We start from the raw sequence: 24,690 nt of genomic DNA, 5'->3' as shown, positions 1-24,690 counted from the left end.
TTAATTTTGAACAGTTTCATCGCTGAAAATGGAAATTCTATGCTTCATGCGATAGCTGTCTCCGTTTAAATGAATCACCTCTGCCCGATGAATAATTCTATCTAATACGGCTGTAGTGATCGCTGGATCCCCCAGTAGTTCTCCCCATTCACTTGGTCCCTTGTTGGACGTTAAAATAATGGATGATTGATTGTACAAGTCATTGATCAAATGGAAAAACAAATTGGCTTCTCGTTGATCCATCGCCATAAACATGAGATCATCGATAATCACGAGGTTGGATTCTCTTAGACGCTGAAGACGAATTCGAGATTTGCGAGTGATTTCTTCTGTTTTTAACGCTTGAATCAACTCTCCCATGGTAATAAACGTCACTTTATACCCTTGATCAATCGCCTCCATCCCAAGTCCAATCGCTAAATGGGTTTTCCCTACACCTGGCGGTCCTAATAAAATTAAGTTAAAAAGTTGGTCTAACCATGCGAGTTCCCGCAATTGATGAAATTGCCGTTTTGTCAGTGATGGCTGTTCATCCAGCTGAAACTCGTCCAATGTCTTGTAATACGGGAAAGCTGCCCATTTTAGACGCCTTTCCCGTGCTTTTTTCTCCCGACAATCTTGTTCATACTGTAATACTATGGACAAAAAACGAAGATAGGTCATCTCGTTTGTTTCTGCTTGTTTCACTAGTACAGGCAGGTGAAAAGCCGTTTCTGTCAAACGCAACGTTCGCAATAACTCTTGTACTTTCGCCAGCTGGCTCATTTCGTTCTTCCCTCCAAAATCTCAATATATTCTTCGATGCTTCTGACAGCTGGTTGAGCTTCCAAAACCGAAAGGTTCCCCTCACGTAATGGTTGAATTCGGTTCACTGAAACGACTTTGTCGGAAGTGTTCCATCTATGTTGTCGTTGTAAGTAACCGACCATATCTGTAAATGCAGAGGCGCTATACAACTGTAATTCCATACATTTTTGCAGCGCTTGGCTGCACAGAGAGAGTGGAGATTGAGCCAGCTGCTTTTGAATGAGCTGTAATTGATCCCGTATATATCGTGGATAGTTTTTTCGTATACGTTCGAGATACTCCTTGGCCGCATCCGGATTTTCAAATTCATGGGCAATCCTCTCGAGATACACATCGATCCCTTTCGCTCGATCACGCAGATGATTCCGGTTTTGAATGAGTTTCCCTTTGCCGTGAGTGATCGGGTGTTTCCCTAAGTATTCCCCGGTTTCCAAATCATAGATCAGGAGTTCTTGTTCTGCCTCTTGAATGACGATTTGCACCGTTTTCCCAAACGATGTATAGGTTCCGCACGGAACCGTGTATCGATTGGATTTGTACAGAATGGTATTGTCCTTTCTCACCGTCCTTGTTATACTGTTGGTAAGGTTTGTTTTGGGGACACCAGTCACGTCCAATGATGGAGAGATCGGTCGTAAGTGTGCTTTTTCGAGTTCGAACACATCGGCCGGTCTCTTTTTTGTCGTATTATGAACTCTGCCGTTTCCTGTTCGGCGCAGCCAATTCCATCCTTGTTCATTCCATGCATCGATAGTAGTAAAGATCCGATGTTTGGCAAAGTTATGTTTGATAAATCCTACGACGTTTTCGATTTTCCCCTTACTTTCCGGATCTGCCTTTCGACATACATGAAGAGTCAAGTTTCGTTGTCTCCGATAGGCTTCAAATTCGGCCGTGAGAATGAGATCCCCGGCATTTTCGCTGACCACAATCAGGTTGTCCTGATCGTAAACCAGTTCGTTTGGGATTCCCCCAAACCATTGGAACGCATTCTCGTGCGCTTGGATGACATCTCTCGTCGTAAAAGGACGATTCAGCCACTCCATGTATTTATAACGGGAGTGCGAAAGAACAAAGGCGATAAAATATAACACGATATCCTTTCCTTGTTGATTTTTTACTTTGACTTTTCCAAAATCGACTTGCGCTTGGTGACCCATTGGTGGATCTGGCACTGCTTGATATTGGCGGACAGAAGTTTCTTTTGGGATGTTCCACTCCTCTCGTAAATTCCTCACATAGCTGCGGACCGTACTTTCTCCCACACGGAGATCGGGATATTGTTCCTCCAGCCAATCTTGTACTTGAGACGCTGATAGATCTGGATGCTTCTGAATCCAATGTAAAATAATCTCTCGGTAAGGGTCTAACTTTTTTCTTCGCTGCTTCGTAGAAGCCAGCCATATCGTCATTTCCTCTGGTGAACGTTTTAAATAGTTATATAATGTCGTTCTGGATATGTTTAATTTTTTAGCGATAGTGGCTTTACTAAATCCTTGCTTTAAGAGCTGATAAATTTCCATGTACACTTCCCACTTATCCACCTTTCCATCCCTCCAACAGCTAGATAGCATTCAACATCTATCATAGCTGTTCGGAGTAAAATTGGTAAATGAGTGTTCAATTTTATTTGTCGGATTCTGTCCATTTTAGTTTAGCAGTTACATACTCTCACTCCTGTTGTCGTTTTAAAGATTGCATGTTTGGTTAAAGTCTTAAATATGGTACTTTGAAAATCTTAATATGATAAGAGGTTTTTATAAAAAAAGAGATAGCCGGCATTGGTTATCTCTGAACATCATTATTTAACAATTGTTTTCCTTGCCATATCATTTTCCAATAATTCTCGATTCGTTTAATTGTGTCATCGGCACGCTCTGCAACAAAATCTCTTGCCAATTGGTAATCTATATCCTTTGGTGAGATCCCTTTCGTGACAAACGAAAGCAGTTGTTCTTTCGCTTTAACTAGCACCGCGGACAAATCTTCTTCATTTTGAATGCTCTTAAACATTTCTTGATAATTTTGGATGATCGATTCGATTTCTTCATCTGTATAAACAGTTTTTCCAAGTTTATTCGTCATGGACAGCTCGCGGCTTTGTTGGTATGTCAGCGGAGCATTCAATGGTCTGATTTTGGCTCGTGCTGCTATAAATATTTCCTCTACAGATTTATAATTCATTGCTTTTTTCGTATTGTGACGAACATAATCTTGGATCAGTTGATCGAATCCGGTTTTTACATCACCGCTTAAAAACGTATCGCTGAAGTGTTGAAGTGCAGCTGTTGAAGAAGCCAATTCAAGATGGGCTTCATAAGAGTTCGGCTGTTGTTTCTTAATTCCAAAAAGGTTAATCCCTGTATATTTCGCTAAACTATCCATTCCATCCGTTATGTGTTGTAAGATGGATTCTATTTTCTTCAATTCTTCGTCGTTTAGAGAATCAAAGTATTTGGATTCATGTAAATATTGACTAAACACTAGCCATTGATCCTGTGGCCGATACGAAAAAATATCGGAAGGGTCTGCGTTTTGTACATTAATATCTTTTTGAAAAAACTCTTCTACCGTCATGGCCATCATGTCTTGAACCTGTTTGATTTCATCCGAAATGGTGAGTTTATAGGCTTGTCCATTTCTGATGACTTCCACTTGCTTTCCGGCTAATGGATTTTTGATTTCATGTATGGATGGCATTTTGGCACTATTTCGAGCAGCTATTGCTCCTATATACCCGAGATCAATTTTCATGGTTATTCCCTCCTAATGTCCTTTATGTTCGACGCGGTTGCTTGAGTGGACGTACTGGGCAAAAAAGTGTTGCGAACGGTAAATCGAATTGCTTTCGACGACGAATGTCAGGTCATCCGGGATGGGCAGTAGCTTTTGCGGGACATTAACGATGGCCCGGATCGTCGACAGGGTATTCCGTTTGGACGAGACGCGGTAGGACAATACGACTTTTTTCACCATATTAAATATCGGATATCAAAACGAATTGTTAAGTGAAATAAAGAATAATTCGAAAATTACGCTTTACTAAGGAAGAAACTGGTTTGCAAACGATGTTGCTTTTTCCTATTAAAATATTAAGACTCCGATGTTAAATTATTTGAAATACCAATTAAGTCAATAAGATTTTGTACAGAACTCCAATGTATTGTAAGGATATTTTATATCTAATTGGCTCTTCACCACAAAATGTACTTGACAATCAGGTTGTTTTCTGATCAAGGGTACAAAAAATGCGAAATTTCCTGTATGGTAAAGGTGACCAAACCATCAACCATGGAGGAAATTTCGCATGCAATCTCAGTTTATCAAAGATTTGATCACTTTACCAGGCTTTCTTATTCATGGAGAACGAAAAGAGGGAGAACGATGGATTTTTGAACTTTCCCTCCCTCCTCATTGTCCGATCTGCCCGACTTGCTTCGGACGGACAACCAAAATATCATCGAAACGAAAACAATGGATTCATGGCTATACAAATACGGTCGGTTTATTTTGGATTGAACTTCCCATAGAAAGACGGCGTTGCCAAGCCTGTTTTCTGACGTTCACCGTTTCTTATCCGGGACTTCCGTCTCACAGTATCGCGACGGAATCGTTTCAACATTGGGTCGCCCAGTTATGCATCGGAAAAACGATTCAAGAAGTCGCTCGCTTGTTACAACTCGCCTATACGACAGTAGAACGCTGGTTTTATCAATATGCCCCGGCTCTTTTACCAACATCGAATCCTACAGTAGTATGTGTGGATGAATTCGCTTTCCGAAAGGGACATGATTACGGAGTAGCGGTGATGGACACACAGACTCGGAATGTCCTTTCCATTGCTTCTGGAAAAAATGAAGAAGCCATTGTGGAGGCGCTTCAACCCGTCGCCTCCAAAGTGAAGTATGTTGTCAGCGACTTGGCTCCTGCCATGAGAAAAGCCATTGAAAAGGTATGTCCAAAAGCCATCCATGTTCTTGACCACTTCCATGTGATTCAGTTATTCACCGATGCACTGGAACGTTGTCGCAAATACCTTGCCAAAGGCGGAACCAAACATGGAAGCGTTCGCCGCGTGTGCCGATTGTTAAGCCAACGTCCAGAAAAATTAACAGAAGAAGAGAGACAGGAAGTTCGACAATGGTGCCAAGAAAGTGCTTATTTACGTGATGTCTATCAAGCACTTCAACATTTCCGTTACGTATCCAAAAGCCAAACAAGAAAGCAAGCCGAAACTCGTTTGACCCAATGGTTTGACCGGTACCTTTTTAGCGACTGTGCCGCCGTACGCAGTATTGCCAAGGCACTCATCACCCGAAGAGACGCAGTGCTTTCTTGCATCGTTTTTTCTTACTCAAATGGTCCAATGGAAGGAATCAACAACAAAATAAAATTGATCAAAAGGCGAGGATATGGGTATCGAAATATCCAGCGTTTTACTTTGCGTGTCCGTCTAGAGACCTCTATCACATTTTAACGTAAAAATCAAGTACATCTTTTGGTGATGAACCATCTAATTTTAAAATGAGGAAAATATTGATAATAAGACAGAAGACTTGACCAGAAAAAGGATTGAGCAAATATTATATTCGAAAGTTTGAGCAAAATAGAGAAATAATTAGGACAAATCGAGTGGTAGTTTATTTTACGGAGTCTGATAAAAAGTCCGGTTCTTTTTTTAGAAATTTGTACAAGGATTACAAAGCTTACTTTTATCAATATATTTACGGACCAAATGATTATATGCAATTATTCAACTTAGCAAAAAACTGTATGTATCAAAGTATTAATTTAATTATAACTATTCATATTGGAAAAATATTAATTTTGATAAAGTGTAAGTGCGATTAACTCTACACAAGCGGTTGTAACTTTCAAAGGTGAAATTGGTGAAGCTACAGCTACTAACTTCACAGTTGATAACGGATTAACAGTGGTTAAGGCAGAAATTAACCCTGATAATAAAAAAGAAGTTAAATTAACTTTCAACCAAGAATTTACAGATAAAGAAACTTACAAAATTACTGTGAATGGTGTAAAATCTGCTGCTGGTGTTGAATTAAAAGAAGCAACTACAGTAGAGTTTACTTATGAAATTGGTGAAGTTAGCAAAATTGAATTAACAAAAACTACATTTGTTCCAGGCGAAGACATTGCTGACTTTGTAAAACTAGTAAATGCTAACGGTGTTGATGTAACTGATAAATATACTGTAGAAATTTCTTCTACTTCATCAAAAGTTAGTACAACTGCTGGAACAGTTGGTTCTGTTTCTACAAGTGAAACTGCCTATGTACAAGTCACAGTTAAATCTGGTACTACTGTAGTTAAGCAAAGCGATGCAATTAAGGTTACTTTAGCACCAACTGCTATAACATCACTTGTTGGTTTTGGATTAGGTGATGATGTAGATAATGTATCTGCTTATAAACAAGCAGTAAAAGATGGGAAACTAACTTCTGAAATGAAAAAATCAGAAACTCCTAACTTGGAGCTTCTAGTAAAAGATAATAATGGTTCTGAGAAAGTATTATCTGCTAGCGATGTAACAAAAATTGAAAACTTAACTCCAACTGTTGCTACTGTGTCTGTTGTTGGTGACGAGTTAGTTGTTAATGCTTATTCTACTGGTACTGCGCAAGTTAAGTTAACAATTGGTGGCTTTGTAACTACTGTTAGCTTTACAGTTAAAGCAGATTCTACAATTACAAATGCAAATTTAAGTAAATCCAATGTTTACTTCAATACTGCATTAAATTCTGGCGAGACTGATTCTGTAAATGTCAACATCGTTGACCAATATGGTGAAAAAATCCAAGCAACAGTTACATCTAACGCTGTGTTTGTTGGAGGAACTAAAGTTGGTACATTAACTGCCAAATCTAGCAATACAAATGTTGCTACAGTTACAGTAAATGATGTTGCTTCAGCATCTTCTTCTCTTCCAATAACAATCACTGAAGTTGGAAAAGGAACTGCAACAATTACAGTAGAGTTTAAAGATACTAAAGGTAACGTAGTATTTACAAAAACTTTAACTGTAACAGGTAAAGATGCTGGCGCATTCGCTGGTTATGTAATTGAAACAGATGCTACAGAAATTGATTTGGACAAAGATGTTGCTCCTGAAACAAATGATGATGCAGTAAACTTTGCAGTTTACGAAGTTGATGCTCAAGGAAACAAAATTCAGGCTGTAACATCTGGCGTTACTTTAGAGATTCAAGGTTATGACAAAAACCCTGAAGTGAAAAATTATATTAATGTCGTTGGTCAGTCAGTAGCTGTTGTAAATGCAAATGCATACAAAGCTTTTGCTGGCTCTGGAACATTAAATGTAGATGTTAAAGTAAATAATACAAAGATTGGTACTAAAACAATCGCTTATAAAAATACTGATCCTGTAGCTACAAAAGCGGTTATCAATACTGCAGATATCGTTATTGATAACGATAAAATTAATGGTTCTGCAGATCAACCATTAACACTTACAGAGCTATTCTATGGACACTATGATGCAGTTGCTGGTAAATATACAATTGAGCCGAAGTTATCTATACTAGACCAAGCATCTAAAGCAATTGATTGGGATACAGCGGCTGCTCCTGGAACTTTAGTGAATACAGACACAATATCAAATATTGCATTTATAACAACAAATGAATCTAACGTAACTATTTCAGCTGGTACAGTGACTTTAAAACCAGGAAAAACATCTGGTTCGTTTACAGTAGTAGTTTCTGATGTAGATACTACAGCTGTATCAGATATCTTACCTGCTCCTGTAGCATTCAAAGTAACAATTGTTGACTAATTAATATGCTTAAGGACGGTGCTTGTCACCGCCAGAAAATGCCGAAAAGCTCTGCGGAGAGAAATTTCTGCGGGGCTTTTCTTTTTCCTTTCTTCAATTAAAAAGAAAAAAGGTAAAGCGACAATGGCTTTTCCCTGAAATGGATGTGGATGATATTCTAGTCATTTGAGACTTGAATCAACACCTCTTCTCGTTTCTGTTTTATTTGGTTTTCAAAAACGAACTAGTGAAGAATAAGGTCTTTTTGTCTATTTGTTTTTACCTACTATTTCCCAACCAGACGCCAGTTGGTTCCGTGCCTGCCACTACTACTCGGAAAATGTCCAAAGTTCTGCAGAGAGGATTTTCCGCAGGATTTTTTTCTCTTATACACTGCTATGACTATGCCACGCCACAAACTGCTTCTTCCTTCTTTTTATTTCTTCCGCCCCCATTCCTTTCCGCAATTCGGACATTGAATTACTTGGTCTTTCATTAAACATGACAGGTCAATTTTTATGCCAAACTGGGGGCATTACCATAATAGTGCACTACCATGCTTTTGAAATCAGGTCTCTCTACAAATCAATGCCATGATAGGGAGGGGATTCTTTGCTTTTATCCATGTTTTTTGTCATCGAAAAATACAGAGAAACACGAGAAAAATACATAAGTGTATCAGCCTGAGATTTATGATTGCAAGGCAGGAGGGGAGCGGGGGATGGTAGAGAGAGTGCTCCGTAGATGATAGCTTTTCCCCGTAAAGGCCAAGATAAGGGGGTGATGAACCAAGTGGCCCACCAACGCGGCCGTCAAACGATTTTCCACAAATACCCGATTCCATTATCCAAGCTCTAGATTCGATGTCACAAAATACTTTTTTGATCATGACAGTCAGCGATGATGTGAGACAGCAGTTCTGATGGGTTTTACTCGTTATGCTGAATTTGAAAATGTTCAAAAAAAGAAATGGTTGAAGTAGAAAAAGTGATCCCGAACGGTGTTCTTTGTCCTTTGTTGGCATTGTCTTTTTATGAATGAAAAACTTATAATCCGTGAAAGTACCAAATCTACATTGAGAAGAATTAATAAAGATCAGTTTACCTGATTATCCACCAGTTAAAATTTTCTTCTTTTCAAAAAAGTGTATAAATATGGAATTGACCAACCCCGAGAGCGCTCCACTTCGCTCGCGGGGTTGGTTTGCCCTTGTACACTTAAAACGCCCCGAAAAACCCTTCTAAGAAATATTTCGCCATGTCTCGTTTCCGTACTTGTTGGATCGTTTCTTTTGATGGCTTGTTGATTTCGAGAGGTATCCATACGTTCATTCCTTGTTTTAGGTCGCGGCTCGGGTGGACCATGATGTATTCTTCTTCTGTCAAGCCTTGTTCGATCTCTTGGCGGTTGCCTTGTTTCATTCCTAAGGTGACGCGCCGTTTTTCGAGCTGGCCGTTGCGGATGACGTAGATATACGCCCGATTGTTTTCGTGCCATACGGCTTTAGCAGGAACGGTGATCGCCCCATTTTTTTCTTTTGTCACGATCGTGATGTCGACGTGGTAGCCGAATGGAATCGTTGGTTGCGGCTTGTTGGCATGTTGGGCTTGTTCGACCAGATGTACGGTGAACGGATATTCGCTTCGTTGTCGGAAGCTTGGCTCGTTGATTGGAAATGAGCCGATGTCGCTCACGATGCCGCCTAGTCCTTTCGATTCGTTCGGGAGGTGGATCGTGACGGCTTGGTCGATGGCGAGCTTCCCAACGAGCGACTCGGTGATTTTCCCTTGAATGACGATCGTATGAGACGCGATTGTGATCAGCGGACGGGAGGTTGATGGATTGGGAGCGATGGATTCGACGATGCCGTCCACTGTGCTTTCGACTGTTTGTTCCTCTTTTTGTTTGAGCAGTTCCATCCGTTCTTGTTCATATTGTTGTTGCTGCCACTCTAATTCTGTTTTTTCACGCTCCACTTCTTTTGCTTTTTCTTCCCATTGCTGTTTTTCGAAGTTGTTTTCTGGCGCGGCAGCGACTCTGGACTGGTAGCCTTGGATTTCTTCAGACAGTTGGCTAAGCCGCATGCTTAGTTGTTGTTGCTTCGACGTGAGCTGAGCAAGCTCACGATCGATGGCGTCTGTGCGATAGCGCAACAGCGGGGTGCCGGGCTGGACGGGTTGCCCTTTTTTCACGAGAATTTCATCGATGGCGCCGCGCTGCGGGTCGTAATAGATGAATGTCCGCTCTGCCGGGGCGGTAAAACCTGTTGTTTTGATTGTTTCTTTCACGTTTTGTTGTTTTGGTTTCGTCCATTCTTTCGCGTAAGCCGATTTGGGCACACGGCTGTCATCAGCGAATGCTGCGTAAAATTGGGTGCCGATGAGGCCTATAGCCAAGATGGCGGTTAACGCTCGTTTCATGGTGACCTCTCCTTTCATGATTGGAACCATTCAAATGGGAATTCCGTACATACGGCCGCGAAAAAGGCGAATACGAGATCAACGGCGATGACCGTCGCAACGATGCGGCCGATCGATTGATTTGTGAAGGTGCGCAAGGCAACGACTTGTATATATACGGCCCAAACGGAAAAGAGCGAAACAGAGCGCAACAGCGCCCATACGAATCGGTCGTCCGTTAGATAAGGTCCCCAGACGCCGAGCGAAAACGGTGAAACCAGTGTATCGAGACCAAAAGCCCATTCCAATAGAAGTGATACAGCCTCTCCTATGAGAAAAATGAACCAGACGGAGAGCTGGACGGCGATCAGTTTCGCCAAATTGGTTTCCTCAAACAAGGCATAAAATGCGAACGAGCTGATGAAAAAAAAGAGCAACGGAGCGACCATTCCGCCTACGATGTGCCCCCCGGCAAACAGCAAGTGCAACAGCGTTCGTTGTTCATCGGTGTAGCGGGGGAGATACTTGGCCAACTCTTCCGTTCCGACGCCGATATAAGCACGGACAAACGAAAGAACAGCAGAGAAGAACAGAAAAAGCAAAAGGATCGGGATGACGCGTTTCACTCGTTCCGCTTCTTTTAGCTGCCCAAAAGTAGTGTTTGGGTGAAGCAATTCCTTCCACGGATGGCTTCGGTAAATCATTCGTTCATTCCTCCATCAATCGGTGTAGGCATAATCATATTTTAGTATAAAAGGAGTCCATATGTCACGATTGGACATTTTTTGATAGATTGGTTTTTTAGAGAAAAGTTTAGTAGTAAAATAATAGGGTCATAGTCATATCTGGGTAGAAATAACAATGAAATGGAGGGGTGTATCATTGAAGTATCGGATCTTTTGGCTCGCTTTTTTCCTTCTTCTGTTTTTTGGATGGGAAAAAAGTGGGCAAGCAGAGACTAAGGTCCCGTTATTTATTCAATCAAAAGGAGCATCGGCGCCAGTATACGCCTATGTGGCGAATGATATGCAAAAAGTCGGAACGATTTATAGCGGCAGGGTATTTGAAGTCGTTGATGAAAATAAACATTATTTTTTCATCCGATACGGGTTTGTCAAAGGGATGGTCAAAAAGGACGAAGCGAAGCTTGGGCGCCCGTATGCTTTCACCCGCGAACCGGATCGGCTGCCCAAAAGTGTGATTACGAAGAAAGAGGTACAAGTGTATATTTTTCAAAAAGGAAATAAGCAGGCGATCGGTTCCATTCAGTCTGGAGTCCGTTATCCGATCAAAGCCGAGACCGCCCTATTTTATTTGATTGAATTCGGCGGAAGAGACGGATACATTTACAAGCATGTAACTGAAAGTGATCACGGTGTGCCGGTGTTGTTGTACCATCATATATTAGATGATTTCGATGAGCCACTGTTTCGTTCAACAACAACAGTTCCGTTCAGCCAGTTTTTCAAAGAAATGACATACTTAAAAGAGAACGGCTATACGGCGATTACCCCGGATATGTTGCTTGCCTATGTACGAAATGAGCAATTGCTGCCGCCGAAGTCGGTGCTCATTACGTTTGATGACGGATTGAAGTCAACATACATATACGCGTACCCATTGCTCAAGCGGTACGGCTTTCGGGCAACCGTGTTTATGATTACAGGAAGAATGCGCCCGGCTCCACAGCCGTTCGACCCGACAGGCTTACAGTTTTTAAGCAAACAAGAAATCGCCCAAATGCGTGATATTATGACGTTTGAAAGCCATACGAACCATTTTCACTTGTCGGATCAGGAATATGGCCCGTATTTGCTGTTTAAGCCATATGAAGACGTGATGGCTGATTTATTGGCGAGTAAAGAAAAAATTGGGGCGACGGCCATCGCTTATCCGTTTGGTGCCTATAATCAACGGGTCATTGGTATGGTAAAACAAGCTGGGTTTACCATGGCGTTTACGACGAAAAAAGGGACCGTTTATCCTGGAGATCCAGCGTTTGAGTTAAAACGGCAATGGGTGTATCCACGGATTTCGCTTCGTCAGTTTGAACAGTTATTGCGGCCGTAATCAAAAGCCGCTTCTTCCGTTTTCACGGAGAAGCGGCTTTTTTGCGGCTTGGACGCCATGCGATTGAGGAGAGAAACAGCCCAATCAATAAAAACAAAATCGGCATTAATGGGAGATTGTATCTCGGGTAGGCGAAAAAGACATTGTTTAATGCCGTAAAGTAAGCGATGAGCAAAAGGAAAAACAACAGCTCGCGCCGCTGCCGTTTCAAGGTAAACATGGCGAGCAAAGCGGAGGCGAACGCCAAGCAGACGATGCGCTGATGCCAGGAGGTCATTTTTTGCTTCGAAACGCCGAAAATTTCGATCCAATAGAATGACTGTTCCCATTGTGTTTTTGTTTTTTTGATCGTATAGCTCTCCCACCATTGTTTCGGGTTGGTGCGATACCATGTTTTCATTCGCTCGATGGCGATCGCTTTTTTTAGTTTTTCTTTTTCATAATGGTTTATGTTAGGATGTTGTGTTTCGATCGTGTTGACGATCTCTTTATACGATGGGCCATAACGGTAGCCGTACCCTTGATACGTGCCAAGCAAGAGCGGGTCACCGGAGCTGCCGGTCAGCGGGATGAACTCCCCGTAATGCATGTAGTTTCGCACCCACCATGGACTCAACGCGAGAACGACGAGCACGACCGCTATGGCTACTTGCTTGATTGCCAGCCGAAACGGGTAGCGAATCAGTAAAAAATACCCAAGCAACGCGAACGGAACGAGGGCGATCGTCGGCCGGAAAAACAGGCAAAACAAATAGGCGGCCATCAGCTTATAAAAATCGGCCATGTGCCGATGGCGGCCAAGGCGAATGGCGAAACGGATGAACAACAGGAAACCGAACAAAAACGGTGCCTCGGTTAGTGTTAAATTGTCGGTTTCGATCAAAGGGATAAACAGTGCTGTGCCGAGGGCAGCGATCACGCCCGCCCACGGACGGCCGAGGTCGTTCCCGAGCAAATAAATCAAATAGACGTTTCCGGTGCCAAAGGCGATCATGACGAGTTTCGCGGCATAAAGGCCGACATCTCCTGAACCGAATACGGAAAACAACGCCGCCAGCAACAGCGGCATGCCTGGCATAATGTGGACGGTCGGCTCATCGGGACGATGATAGGTGAGCATGCCCGTCTCAAGCAGCTGTTTCGCGCTGCGGACGTATCCCATATCGTCGCTGTTGAGCGTCAAATGCAGCCCGTACGTCCATAAAGCGAGAAGGCGCAAAGCGAAAGCAAGAAGTACCACGAGCCAAATGGCGATTTTCGGTTGAAAGCGAAATGACATGGTTGTCACTCCTTCATTTGAGCGTTACGAGCCATTGGCGGAAAAACCGATAAATGAGACCCCAAGCATAATAAGGATCACGCCAATGATTTTCGGGACAGAAAGCGGCTCGTGAAAGAACGCATAGGCGCCAAATACCGCCAGTACGTAGGCGAAGCTTTGCAGCGGATAGGCGACACTAAGCGGGACACGCGACAAAATGAACAGCCAGAGGATGGTTGCCGCCCCGTATACGACCAATCCAAGCAAAATCCACGGCGAGAGTAACAGCTTAATGACGGATATAACGTCTAGCTCGAACTTCTGCCGTGTCATGCCGTATTTCCATAAAAACTGACCGGTGACAAGAAGAACAGTGTTGAGTCCGATCCATAGCCAATTACTGACGTTCATCCTTCTCTTCCTCACGTTCGCTCATTTTCTGTTCATGTTTAATTAAGGCGATTTCTTGAATGAGCGTCTTGATTTTTTCCTCATGTTGGGAAAGGACAATCGATTGGTACATCAAGACGTTCAAAACGACTAAAAAGGCGATGGCAAAAACGAGCGCCGGCATGTAGGAAATGCCAAGCACTGCTGCGAAACGGTTGAGCGGCTCTAGGCCAAAAGCGGCCAACAGCCCGATGATGGATAAAGAAAACCAAAGAAATGCCTGCCTGTCCCGCAATTGGTTGCGAACCGAATAGGAAATGACTTGAATTAAGAATAAAAAAGCCAATGCTACTGTAATCCATTGAACGCTACTCATGATCTTTCACCTCTTTTACGAAAAGATCGCACGAATTAATGAGGTGAAAGTGACTTTCGTCATATAGTACAGCGATTTAAATGGGGTAATCGATGACCGTCCCCCTTGGCGCGCATTCATTTCCACTTTCACTTCTTTAATTTTATATCCTTTTTTGGCAAGGCGGGCGATGACTTCCACTTCGGGATAATCAATCGGATACTCGCGGGCAAACTCACGAATGACACGGCGATTGACAATGCGATAGCCTGATGTCGGATCGGTAATTTTCACGCCGCACGCGAGGTAAAGCAAGTAACAGAAGTAAAGAATACCAAGGCGGCGACATCGGCTTCCTTTATAATTTGTTTTTTCGACAAAGCGTGAACCAATGACCATGTCATAGCCAGATGTGATCATTTCCCTAACAAGCGTTTCTAAATCGTTCGGATCGTGTTGGCCGTCGGCATCAAGCTGAATGGCGTAGTCATAACCGTGTTCGAGCGCATAGCGATACCCAGTTTGCATTGCTCCACCGATGCCTAAATTAACAGGCAAATCAAGGTGATGAAACCCGGACTGGTCGAGAATATCGCCCGTTCGATCCGTCGAACCATCGTTAATGACGATATAATCGTACGGACATATGCGCTGCAAGTTGAGCACCGTATTTTGGATGGTGGCTTCCTCGTTATATGCCGGGATGATCACTAATATTTTCAATATTTTACCTCCTTTTCTTGAATATAGATAACCCCGTTCAACTAACTAATTATTATATCATGTTCATAGGAGGGTGTCATGTGTCCTAGAGATACGGTAGTATGATCAAAGCATAGGGAAACTATGCTTTTTACCGTGGTATATAAAAAACTGGATGAAAGAAATGGCTCGTAATTATACTGAGCGTATCTATCGATTTCCCCGATTTTTTGATTACAATGGGAGTGGTTTTGGCCAACGACGGATTATACTCTGAGGGGGATAGATTTAGAAAGGCAGAGGAGACGAATGAAAAGCCGGGTTTTGCACCCGGCTTTTTAGCAAAAAAAAGCGCCAGCCCTCTTTAAGAGAGACTGGCTTATCAACCTAAACCCTATCGATGTCATTGTATATCTTTCGACAAACTATGTCTACAAGTAATTTATTCATTTATAGGATAACAGTGGTGTTGTGGGTGCAACTTGACATCTACTTTTTTCTTTATGGTTTCACAAAGAGCCCATAAAGTTGGATGGATAACCAAAAACTAACATATTGGTAGTTCATTTCGTATAGATTATAAATTTGGTATAATAGATAAGAATTCGTTATAGAGGAGCGAAATACGGATGCTTTCACTCTTGAAAAGAGCGATTGGGTATACAAATGAACGGCAGTTAAAAAAATATATGCGAGTGGTTGAACAAATTAACCGTATGGAACCACAAATGGAAAAACTGACCGATGCCGAATTGCGTAGAAAGACAGATGAGTTCAAAGAACAACTTGCTTCCGGTAAGTCAGTGAATGATATTCAAGTGGAAGCGTTCGCGGTTGTTCGTGAGGTAGCGAAACGGGTGCTTGGAATGCGCCATTTTGACGTCCAGTTGATCGGTGGCCTCGTTTTGGCCGAAGGAAACATTGCGGAAATGGCAACAGGTGAAGGGAAAACGCTTGTTGCTTCCCTCCCAAGCTATTTGCGGGCGCTAGAAGGAAAAGGGGTACACGTTATTACGGCTAACGACTATTTGGCTAAGCGCGACCGGAATTTAATCGGCCAGATTCATGAATTTCTCGGCCTGACAGTCGGGCTCAACTTGCCGCTAATGTCACCGCAGGAAAAAAAGCAAGCGTATCAAGCCGACATTACATACGGCATCGGCACGGAGTTTGGTTTTGACTATTTGCGCGATCATATGGTGTACGATGCCTCGGACAAAGTGCAACGGCCATACCATTATGCGATCATCGACGAAATTGACAGCGTGTTAATTGATGAGGCAAAAACACCGCTCATTATTGCTGGCAAAACTCGTTCAAGTACTGAGCTTCATTATATCGCGGCGAGATTAGTCAAGCGGTTTGAGCGGGAGGTCGACTACATATATGACGGGGAGACAAAAACGGTTAACTTGACAGATGAAGGCATTGAGAAAGTAGAAAAGGCGTTTGGCATTGACAACTTGTACGATGCGGAGCACCAAGTTTTATATCACTACGTCATTCAAGCGTTGCGGGCGCACGTTTTATTTCAACGTGATGTGGATTACATTATCCGCGACGGAAAAGTGTTGCTCGTTGACGCATTTACCGGGCGTGTAATGGAAGGTCGCTCATTAAGCGACGGTCTTCATCAAGCGATTGAGGCAAAAGAGGGACTTGAAATTACGGAAGAGAACAAAACATACGCTTCCATTACCATTCAAAATTATTTCCGTATGTACCCGATTTTATCCGGAATGACAGGAACAGCGAAAACAGAAGAAAAAGAATTCCAACGCATTTATGGGATCGATGTCATTCCGATCCCGACCAACAGACCAAAAATCCGTGTCGATTTGCCTGACCGGGTGTACATGACGCGCCACGATAAATACGTTGCTGTCGCAAAAGAAGTGAAGCGCCGCCATGAGAGCGGGCAACCGGTGTTAATCGGGACAACGTCGATTTTGCAGTCGGAAGAAGTGGCAAAGTATTTAGATCAGGAACAAGTCCCATACGAATTACTTAATGCGAAGACGGTCGAACAAGAAGCGGAAGTGATCGCCAGAGCCGGGCAACGGGGGAGGGTGACGATTGCGACGAACATTGCTGGCCGCGGGACCGATATTTTGCTTGGTGAAGGAGTCAATGAGCTTGGCGGGCTCCATGTCCTTGGCACGGAGCGCCATGAAAGCCGACGGATTGACAATCAGTTGAAAGGGCGGGCCGGTCGCCAAGGGGACCCTGGGTCAAGCCAGTTTTTCATTTCTCTTGAGGATGACATGTTCCGGCGCTTTGCGGCAGAGGAAACGGAAAAGTTAAAGGCGAAGCTGAAAACCGATGAAACAGGATGCATTTTAAACAATGACATCCATGAGTTCGTCGATAAAGTGCAGCGAATCGTGGAAGGGATGAACTTTTCCGTTAGAGAGTATAACTTAAAGCTCGATGATGTCATGAACGAACAGCGCAACGTCATTTATCAAATCCGTGATCGGGTGCTTGAGGAAAATGATCGCGTGGCGCTTGTCGTTCCAATGATCCGCTCGGCCTGTGACCGTATTGTGGATGCATACGCATTGTCGGAACAAATCCCTGAGGAATGGGATGTCAGACGTATGACGGAAGAGTTGAACCGGATCGTATACCGAACGCCGATCACATTTGATCAACCACCGGCCGATTTGGAGGATGTAAAACGAAAAGTGGCAGAAGCGGTCGAGTCATACGTAGCGCTGCTCGAGAAGAAAAAAGCACACACCCAGCTGCAAACGTTATTGAAAAGTGTCATGTTGACCGTCATTGATGATTATTGGATGCGCCATTTAGATCAGATGGCACTGTTAAAAGAGGGAATTGGGTTGCGCCATTATCAACAAGAAGACCCTATTCGTTTATATCAAAAAGAAGGATTTGAGATGTTTAAAGCAATGTATGAAGTGATCGAAAAAGAGATCAGTGTTCATACGGCGCGATTGCTTCAATCGTTAGAACAGGAAGAAGGCCAATCATAAGGGGGAATGTTTTTTGTTTCCATTTTTTAAGAAAAAGAAAAAAAGCGGCGGCGATACAGCCGTAGCGGCTCAGGAAATCATGGGAGAAGCAGGGGAAGTAACGAACACGGAAGACGTACACCCTGAGTTGTCACTTCATCCATCTTGGAACGTGCCGCTCGAAGAGCAATACGTGCTTCGTTTTTTAAACAATGAACTGCCACCATTAAAGCCCAATCAAATTTCGTTGTCGGGCATCAGTTTGTCAAAAGACGTGGATGGAGTAGTCGTATCGGCGTTTGTGCGCCATAGCTTGCCGAAATCGATTCAAATCGGCCGTGTTCCTTTATTATTGCTTCGGGAAGACGGGGGCATTTTGGCTCGAAAAGAGTTTGATTTGGAGGAACTCGGGAACCTTCCACCCAAAACGAGCCGTCCGTGGCGCTTTATATTCGGCTATGAGACGTTGCGGACGGATGAGATCCCGAGTGAAGGTTGGAAGTTAGCGTTTGAACTGAAGCCGAAACATCGGCTTGAGTTGGAGAAGAGTTGGGAAGAAACGCTGCCAGAAGAAGAAAAGGAGAAGCTGCGGCGCATTGTCGAAGAGTTAGGAGCGCCCAAAAGTGGCGAAGTGAACGTTTTTGGCCTCCAAGCTGCGATGAACGATGGGGAGTTGCGTGTGACCGTACTGATTCGTAACGGCAGTGACAAAACGATTTATCTTGAGCAGCTGCCGCTTCAAGTGGAAGATGCAACAGGAGACATCGTTGCTCGGGGAGGCTTTAAATTGGATCGCCTAGAGATCAAAGCAAACACGAGCAAACCGTGGACATTCATTTTTCCTCCATCGCTTGTTCAAAAAGCAGAGCCGGATTTCAGCCGTTGGAAACTCAGCGTCATCCAATCGTGATTTGCCACTCATCAGCTATATAGATGTAACAAAAAGAACGTTCTGTCAGGCAACAGAACGTTCTTTTTATTGGAAAAAGGAAGATACCCGCATCAGCAAGCAGATACCTTCCCCGGCCTCAACCCGCCCATCGCTCCTTCGGTTATACTCATGCAAAACGGAGGACGGTCCTCATTATTTATTGTACCATAACCGGCGTAGCAGACAAGCTAAAATGTAAAAATATTATACAAAATGCATGAATTATCCTCTATATCCATTCATTTCATACTAAAAAATGTAAATTAACGCCCCGCTTTTCATACGTTTTTGCGAATGATTATAAAGGCAAAGTCGTTCAACTATTGAAAATTAAATATTTAATAGTTTTGTTGTCTATGATATAATCCTCAATGGTACGACTCTATTTTTTATAGTATTTTCTTTGTTCGCCGTTTTTATGCAAATGATTTGTTGTCGGTAGCCCAACATATTGGCAAACAATGAAAAAATCGATGGACAAGAAAATGAAATGAATGGTTATGATAAAGATTAAGGAGGATTTTTTATGGGTTACTTTTTGACCTTATTGCTTTGCTTCTTAGCCTCCGTGACCATTACACCGCTGGTCAAAAAATTGGCGTTTATTGTCGGCGCCACTGATCGGCCAAATCAACGGAAAGTGCATCAAAAAATTATGCCGCGTTTGGGCGGATTAGCCATATATATTGCCTTTATGGTCGGTGTGCTGGTTTTGGATCCAGACAACGCTGTGGAAATGCACATTTTGTTAGGGAGTGCTATCATTATTATTACCGGTATGCTTGACGATTTAATCGAACTCTCCCCGAAAGTCAAGCTGGCCGGCCAGCTGTTAGCCGCGTTTGTCGTGGTCGTGTTTGGTGGAATTCAAGTCGAGTACATTAACTTGCCGTTTGGTTCGCAGTTGCATTTTGGTGTGTTCAGCATTCCGCTCACGATCCTTTGGATCGTCGGCATTACGAACGCCATCAACTTAATCGACGGCTTGGATGGCTTAGCAGCTGGTGTCTCTGCCATCGCATTGATTACAATTTCTTGGATGGCATTTTTAAAAGGTGATTTGTTTGTCGCTGGTATGAGCATCATTCTAATTGGCAGCATCTTAGGGTTTTTAGTTTATAATTTCCACCCAGCCAAAATTTTTATGGGTGATACGGGGGCACTCTTCTTAGGGTATATGATCTCCGTGCTGTCGTTGTTAGGGTTTAAAAACGTAACGGCCATTTCCTTCATTATCCCGGTAATCATTTTAGGAGTGCCGATTTCTGACACGTTTTTCGCGATCATTCGTCGCTTGGTAAAGCGGCAGCCGCTATCCGCGCCGGACAAATCGCATTTGCACCATTGCCTGCTTCGACTCGGATACAGTCACCGCCAAACCGTGCTCATTATCTACGGCGTGAGTGCCTTATTTGGGTTGATCGCTGTCATTTTATCCAAAGCTGCCGCTTGGGTATCACTCATTATTTTGACAGTCGTGGTGCTGGCGCTGGAGGTAATGGCAGAAAAAATTGGCTTAGTTGGTCATAATTATCGACCGATTTTACGAATTGTCCAAGGTATTCGTTATGTGAACGGAAAGATGAAATAAACAAGCTGTCCCGAGAGGCGGGACAGCTATTTTTATGCACACGGGGAAGCCGAAAATCGACTTAGCTATAGTCCTTTCCTAACATAGAGAATCTTAATGAATGCCGCTGCTTTGTTTATTATCTTGAACCGAGAAGATCCCCCATTTCTCGGCGTGAGTGCAGATGAGGGGGCATTCAACTTAACCATGATGGATGGAGAAGGTCTTCGGTGTTTTCACCGCTTCTCAAAAAAATGGTGATTTAATGGTAAATCCAACTATATGGGTATATTTGCTAAATTGAAGGGGGATGAATCTTACCCTTCGTCGCATTCGAGAGCCGTTAAGTGGGGAGAAGCTGATGTTGTTCGATGGTTCCCTCTAAAGGGTGGACGGTAATGGAATAGGTGTCCCGCTACTTTCGGGACACCTTCTGTGTTTTTTAATTCCTCTCTTTCTCTAGTTGTGTTCCGGCTGATGCATGCAACTGGGAGCGAAGGGCATCGGATATTTGTTGTACTGATTCCTCGTCCAGTCGATAGTAGTAAACCCCTTCATTGTCATCGGTTCCCTGTAAGACAAGTGATTCGGTTTGGAGTGGGTTGCCGGTTGATACATAGTAAATTAATGCTTTGATGTCATCGAAGGTAAAGTTTGTTTTCATATTGCTTCCGATCGCTTCAATAACATCATCATATTTCGAAATGGAACCGGCATGGCTCGCTTTTTTCAAGATGGCCTGCAAAATTTGCTGCTGCCGCTTGCCTCGTTCAATATCGTTATCTTTTTTGCGGGTTCTCGCCAATGCTAACGCTTCCTCGCCGTTTAAATGTTGGTATCCTTTTTTGAGGACAATGGCGTTCCGATTGTCTTCGGCATCTTTTTCCCGAATGTTATATGGTACTTCCACTTCAATGCCGCCTAGCGCATCGACAACATCGATAAAGGCGTAAAAGTTCATCTTGACGTAATAATCAATCGGGATGTCAAATAAACGCTCGATGGATTCAATTGTGCATTTTGTCCCTCCGTAAGCATGAGCGTGAGTAATTTTATCGTACTTATCTTCACAAGGAATATATACGTACGAATCGCGCGGAATGCTCACCATTTTCACTAATTGCGTGTCAGCATTAAAAGCGGCTAAAATTAAAGCGTCAGAACGCGTATCGCTCTTGAAGTTGCGCGTTTTGCTATCATCAATGCCAATAAACAAAACGGTGAAGCTATCCTTTTTCGGGTCAAGATGGTCGCCTGTATTTTTCTTTGCGCCAATCTCCTCGTATGCTTCATTCATGGCTGTTTTCATTTTATGCATTAAAAAGGAAGCATAGCCGAGGCCGCTGGCGGCCAATACTAGAAACAGCAATAAACACCCGAACATGAGGCGCCGTCTCCGCTTTTTTCTCTTCATTTTCTTTCGATGAAGTTTTCGTTTGTCGGTCATCATGGAAAAGCTCCTTTTCACTCGTTTTCGTTCTTACTTGTCAGAAGGAAGATCCATTTCAACGTACTCCATTTCCCCAACTCGAATCTCTGCTCTTCCGTTTGTCAATTCGGTCATCCATTCAGCGAATGGAAGCTGACCGTCCTCAGGGACGAGAACGTCAAATGTGACCCGGTCGGCATAATGGATGTCTTTTATAGTATATACGGAAGAGCGTAATTCATTTTCGACTTTTCCAATCCATGTGTAGTCAATTGTCACGTGCATGATGCGCATGAGACGGCGCTCGACGATGCCTGCAGCATTCAGCCCTTCGGTGACAGCACGTCCATAAGCGCGCACCAATCCGCCCGCACCGAGTTTAATGCCGCCGAAGTAGCGGGTGACGACCGCGACGGTGTCTTTCAACCCCTTTTTTTTCAGCACTTCAAGCATCGGCACGCCCGCGGTGCCGCTCGGTTCGCCGTCATCGTTTGCCTTTTGGATTTGATCATGCTCGCCGATCAAATAGGCTGAGCAGTTGTGCGTCGCATCCCAATGTTTCTTTTTGATTTGTTGAATGAAAGCGACAGCTTCCTCTTCCGTCTCAGCGCGGTTGATGTAGCAAATAAACCGTGATTTTTCGATCACAATTTCCTGCTCACCATATCCTTTGACGGTGTAATATTTTTGTAACAAAACAACACACCTCGATTATAAAAAACATGGAAATCGTTTACTTTTGTTTAATTTTTTTTGCATAAATAGCTAACACTTTGCCCTAACTATGATAAACTAAAAATAAAAAATGATGGATAGGACATGCTTTTACTATTATAAATCGACAACTTTTTTCCTTCAAATAAATTTTGTTGGCGCCCATGCATACTGCTTGGCAGCGCTGCTGGAGGTTGGCAGATGGCAGGGGAAAAACGTTGGGATGAGAAGTATTTAGATAAAATTGTCGAAAAAATGATCGACACTGTTCAACATAGCAAAGACGAAATTTTCCGTATCGGCGAGCAGTCACGCCAAGAGCAAGACTGTTTGTTGCGCGAGTTGGAGGAAGTGAAGTGGTTGACTGTAAGGGTGATCGAAGAGGTCGATCAGCTTGAAGTCAAAGCGCGTCAGGCGCGCCGCCGCTTGTCGGAAGTGAGCCAACACTTTTCGTCCCACTCGGAACAAGATATTCGCGAGGCGTATGAAGTTGCACATGAGATGCACATGAAGCTGGCGATGGTGCGCGAGCAGGAGAAGCAGCTGCGCCTGCGCCGCGATGAGCTTGAGCGGCGGCTGGCCAGCCTGATACAAATCATCGAGCGCTCCGATCATTTGGTCGGTCAAATTACGGTTGTGCTCAACTATTTAAACAGCGATTTCCGCCAAGTAAGCGAGATCATTGAAGGGGCGAAACAAAAACAAGAATTCGGTCTCAAAATCATTGAAGCACAAGAAGAAGAACGGCGTCGGTTGTCGCGGGAAATCCATGACGGTCCAGCGCAGCTCCTTGCCCATGTGCTCCTTCGGTCGGATCTCGTTGAAAAAGTGATGAAAGACCGAGGGACTGAAGCAGCGATTGCCGAAATTCGCGATTTTCGCAAAATGGTACGCTCCGCCTTATCCGAGGTGCGACGCATTATTTATGACTTACGGCCGATGGCGCTTGATGATTTAGGATTAGTTCCAACACTTAAAAAATACCTACAAACGACCGAAGAATATAATAAGGGAGTCCATATTTCCTTTGTACATATGGGTGAGGAGACTCGATTGCCGTCTCGGATGGAGGTGGCGGTATTTCGGCTTGTCCAAGAGTCAGTGCAAAACGCCCTAAAACACGCTGAAGCGAGTCAAATTGATGTCAAAATGGAAGTGACATGCCGTGAGTTGCTTGTCAGTGTGAAAGACAATGGCAAAGGGTTCGACCCATCTGTCAAAAAAGAAAATGCATTCGGTTTGATCGGGATGCGGGAGCGGGTCGAGCTGCTTGGTGGCACGTTGACGATCCGCTCAACAATCGGCGGCGGTACCATTGTGTTCATCCGTGTCCCGATTGACCGTTCAGTCCTAGAAACAGCAAACAAGGAGGAGAGGAAATCATGACAACACGCATTGCCATTATTGATGACCACCAACTGTTCCGTGAAGGTATCAAACGTATTTTAGAGTTTGATGGTGATTTTGAAGTCGTGGCCGAAGGAAGCGATGGACGCGAAGCTCTTTCGATCGTTGAAGAGCATCGCCCAGATTTGGTGTTGATGGATATTAACATGCCAGACACGAACGGGGTCGAGGCGACAAAACAGCTGATTGAGACGTATCCTGATACGAAAGTTGTCGTCTTATCGATCCATGATGATGAAAACTATGTCATGCGCGCCTTGCAAACGGGGGCAACCGGGTATTTGCTTAAAGAAATGGATGCCGACACGCTCATTGAAGCAGTGAGAATTGTCGCTGAAGGCGGCTCATACTTGCATCCGAAAGTGACGCACAATTTGATCCGTGAATACCGCCGTCTGACAACGGAAACAAATAGCAATGTAATGGTCCAACAAGAAGTGCGCCGTCCGCTTCATTTATTGACACGGCGTGAATGTGAAGTACTTCAGCTGTTGGCGGACGGTAAAAGCAACCGCGCGATTGGTGAAACGCTTTACATTAGCGAGAAAACGGTGAAAAACCATGTCAGCAGCATCTTACAAAAATTGAACGTCAATGACCGAACACAAGCGGTCGTCGTGGCGATCAAAAACGGTTGGGTCGAAGTGCGCTGATCGTAGGTCTTCCCCCTTACTGGATGACAGGCGAAACTGCTTTGACGTCAATAGTGGCTAGCATCCGCTGCGGCGATGGTTCATCTTTCATCCGCTCACGGGCTCGACAAGCATCTAGAAGGGTGACGATGTAGCGGACAATGCTGATTCATCATGAGAATTCTCCATTGGAGAAATTTTATAAGTTTCTCTTTGCACGAGAGCGCCTAATTCGGAAAACATCGCTGTTTGTCG

At 43.7% G+C, this 24,690-nt stretch carries 20 protein-coding genes and 1 pseudogene; 8 read left to right on the top strand and 13 right to left on the bottom strand.

Going from position 1 to position 24,690, the window contains the following annotated elements:
- The 4 genes from istB to NSQ22_RS16750 all read right to left on the bottom strand — a co-directional run bounded on the left by istB (window position 1) and on the right by NSQ22_RS16750 (window position 3,780).
- Window positions 1-765 (bottom strand): IS21-like element helper ATPase IstB, encoded by a 765-nt coding sequence (istB, locus tag NSQ22_RS16765; protein WP_081157650.1) that lies wholly within the window; start codon window positions 763-765, stop codon window positions 1-3.
- Entirely contained in the window at window positions 762-2,351 is a 1,590-nt protein-coding gene (gene istA / locus NSQ22_RS16760; RefSeq protein ID WP_311088183.1) for an IS21 family transposase, read from the bottom strand. The genes istB and istA overlap by 4 nt, the downstream gene beginning before the upstream one ends.
- A 241-nt stretch (window positions 2,352-2,592) precedes the next feature.
- Window positions 2,593-3,561 (bottom strand): hypothetical protein, encoded by a 969-nt coding sequence (locus NSQ22_RS16755; protein WP_015865136.1) that lies wholly within the window; start codon window positions 3,559-3,561, stop codon window positions 2,593-2,595.
- A gap of 12 nt (window positions 3,562-3,573) precedes the next feature.
- Window positions 3,574-3,780: a hypothetical protein gene (locus tag NSQ22_RS16750; protein ID WP_322310563.1), complete on the bottom strand. Its 207-nt coding sequence runs from the start codon at window positions 3,778-3,780 to the stop codon at window positions 3,574-3,576.
- Window positions 3,781-4,114: 334 nt separating this feature from the next.
- On the opposite strand from NSQ22_RS16750, the gene NSQ22_RS16745 reads away from it, so the two are divergent.
- On the top strand, window positions 4,115-5,284 hold the full coding sequence (locus NSQ22_RS16745) for an ISL3 family transposase (RefSeq protein ID WP_021292746.1): 1,170 nt from the start codon (window positions 4,115-4,117) through the stop codon (window positions 5,282-5,284).
- Window positions 5,285-5,740: 456 nt separating this feature from the next.
- Window positions 5,741-7,621: a hypothetical protein gene (locus NSQ22_RS16740; RefSeq protein WP_339263898.1), complete on the top strand. Its 1,881-nt coding sequence runs from the start codon at window positions 5,741-5,743 to the stop codon at window positions 7,619-7,621.
- Window positions 7,622-8,290: 669 nt separating this feature from the next.
- Here NSQ22_RS16740 and NSQ22_RS16735 read toward each other — a convergent pair.
- The 3 genes and pseudogenes from NSQ22_RS16735 to NSQ22_RS16725 form a co-directional block, all read right to left on the bottom strand.
- Window positions 8,291-8,523 (bottom strand): annotated as a pseudogene (locus NSQ22_RS16735) (ATP-binding protein); the annotation flags it as partial.
- A 294-nt stretch (window positions 8,524-8,817) separates the two neighbouring features.
- A complete protein-coding gene (locus tag NSQ22_RS16730; RefSeq protein WP_011888231.1) occupies window positions 8,818-10,020 on the bottom strand; it encodes an efflux RND transporter periplasmic adaptor subunit in 1,203 nt (400 codons plus the stop codon).
- A 14-nt stretch (window positions 10,021-10,034) separates the two neighbouring features.
- Entirely contained in the window at window positions 10,035-10,703 is a 669-nt protein-coding gene (locus NSQ22_RS16725; protein ID WP_029761370.1) for a hypothetical protein, read from the bottom strand.
- Between the two features lie 178 nt (window positions 10,704-10,881).
- On the opposite strand from NSQ22_RS16725, the gene NSQ22_RS16720 reads away from it, so the two are divergent.
- Window positions 10,882-12,069, top strand: coding sequence for a polysaccharide deacetylase family protein (locus tag NSQ22_RS16720; protein WP_223812915.1), 1,188 nt, complete (start codon window positions 10,882-10,884; stop codon window positions 12,067-12,069).
- A 22-nt stretch (window positions 12,070-12,091) separates the two neighbouring features.
- Here NSQ22_RS16720 and NSQ22_RS16715 read toward each other — a convergent pair whose 3' ends face one another.
- From NSQ22_RS16715 to NSQ22_RS16700, 4 genes are read right to left on the bottom strand one after another with little or no spacing between them, the layout of a single operon-like run.
- Complete coding sequence (locus NSQ22_RS16715) at window positions 12,092-13,348, bottom strand: glycosyltransferase family 39 protein (protein WP_011888228.1); 1,257 nt, start codon at window positions 13,346-13,348, stop codon at window positions 12,092-12,094.
- Window positions 13,349-13,372: 24 nt separating this feature from the next.
- Complete coding sequence (locus NSQ22_RS16710) at window positions 13,373-13,741, bottom strand: EamA family transporter (protein WP_011888227.1); 369 nt, start codon at window positions 13,739-13,741, stop codon at window positions 13,373-13,375.
- Window positions 13,728-14,096: a DUF2304 domain-containing protein gene (locus NSQ22_RS16705; protein WP_029761369.1), complete on the bottom strand. Its 369-nt coding sequence runs from the start codon at window positions 14,094-14,096 to the stop codon at window positions 13,728-13,730. Before NSQ22_RS16705 ends, NSQ22_RS16710 begins: the two co-directional genes overlap by 14 nt.
- Before the next feature lie 15 nt (window positions 14,097-14,111).
- Window positions 14,112-14,798, bottom strand: a complete 687-nt coding sequence (locus tag NSQ22_RS16700; protein WP_011888225.1) for a glycosyltransferase family 2 protein — start codon at window positions 14,796-14,798, stop codon at window positions 14,112-14,114.
- Between the two features lie 608 nt (window positions 14,799-15,406).
- Here NSQ22_RS16700 and secA2 point away from each other — a divergent pair.
- The 3 genes from secA2 (at window position 15,407) to NSQ22_RS16685 (ending at window position 20,274) form a co-directional block, all read left to right on the top strand.
- Window positions 15,407-17,773 carry an accessory Sec system translocase SecA2 gene (secA2, locus tag NSQ22_RS16695; RefSeq protein ID WP_011888224.1) on the top strand — a complete coding sequence of 789 codons (2,367 nt, stop codon included), beginning with the start codon at window positions 15,407-15,409 and terminating at the stop codon, window positions 17,771-17,773.
- 13 nt (window positions 17,774-17,786) lie between these two features.
- Window positions 17,787-18,662, top strand: a complete 876-nt coding sequence (locus NSQ22_RS16690) for an accessory Sec system S-layer assembly protein (protein WP_011888223.1) — start codon at window positions 17,787-17,789, stop codon at window positions 18,660-18,662.
- 547 nt (window positions 18,663-19,209) lie between these two features.
- Complete coding sequence (locus NSQ22_RS16685; protein ID WP_011888222.1) at window positions 19,210-20,274, top strand: MraY family glycosyltransferase; 1,065 nt, start codon at window positions 19,210-19,212, stop codon at window positions 20,272-20,274.
- Window positions 20,275-20,695: 421 nt separating this feature from the next.
- Here the strand turns inward: NSQ22_RS16685 and NSQ22_RS16680 are convergent, their stop codons facing one another.
- Together NSQ22_RS16680 and NSQ22_RS16675 are read right to left on the bottom strand one after the other, a co-directional pair.
- Window positions 20,696-21,703, bottom strand: coding sequence for an LCP family protein (locus NSQ22_RS16680; protein WP_171355362.1), 1,008 nt, complete (start codon window positions 21,701-21,703; stop codon window positions 20,696-20,698).
- A gap of 30 nt (window positions 21,704-21,733) precedes the next feature.
- A complete protein-coding gene (locus NSQ22_RS16675; protein WP_011888220.1) occupies window positions 21,734-22,378 on the bottom strand; it encodes a YigZ family protein in 645 nt (214 codons plus the stop codon).
- 219 nt (window positions 22,379-22,597) lie between these two features.
- Between NSQ22_RS16675 and NSQ22_RS16670 the strand changes: the two genes are divergently transcribed.
- A complete protein-coding gene (locus NSQ22_RS16670) occupies window positions 22,598-23,782 on the top strand; it encodes a sensor histidine kinase (RefSeq protein WP_008880360.1) in 1,185 nt (394 codons plus the stop codon).
- Window positions 23,779-24,456, top strand: a complete 678-nt coding sequence (locus NSQ22_RS16665; RefSeq protein ID WP_008880359.1) for a response regulator transcription factor — start codon at window positions 23,779-23,781, stop codon at window positions 24,454-24,456. Before NSQ22_RS16670 ends, NSQ22_RS16665 begins: the two co-directional genes overlap by 4 nt.
- Window positions 24,457-24,690: the final 234 nt, after the last annotated feature.

The organism is Geobacillus sp. FSL K6-3411 (assembly GCF_037965715.1).
GTDB lineage: Bacteria > Bacillota > Bacilli > Bacillales > Anoxybacillaceae > Geobacillus > Geobacillus thermodenitrificans.
This window is presented reverse-complemented; position numbering and strand designations above follow the sequence as displayed.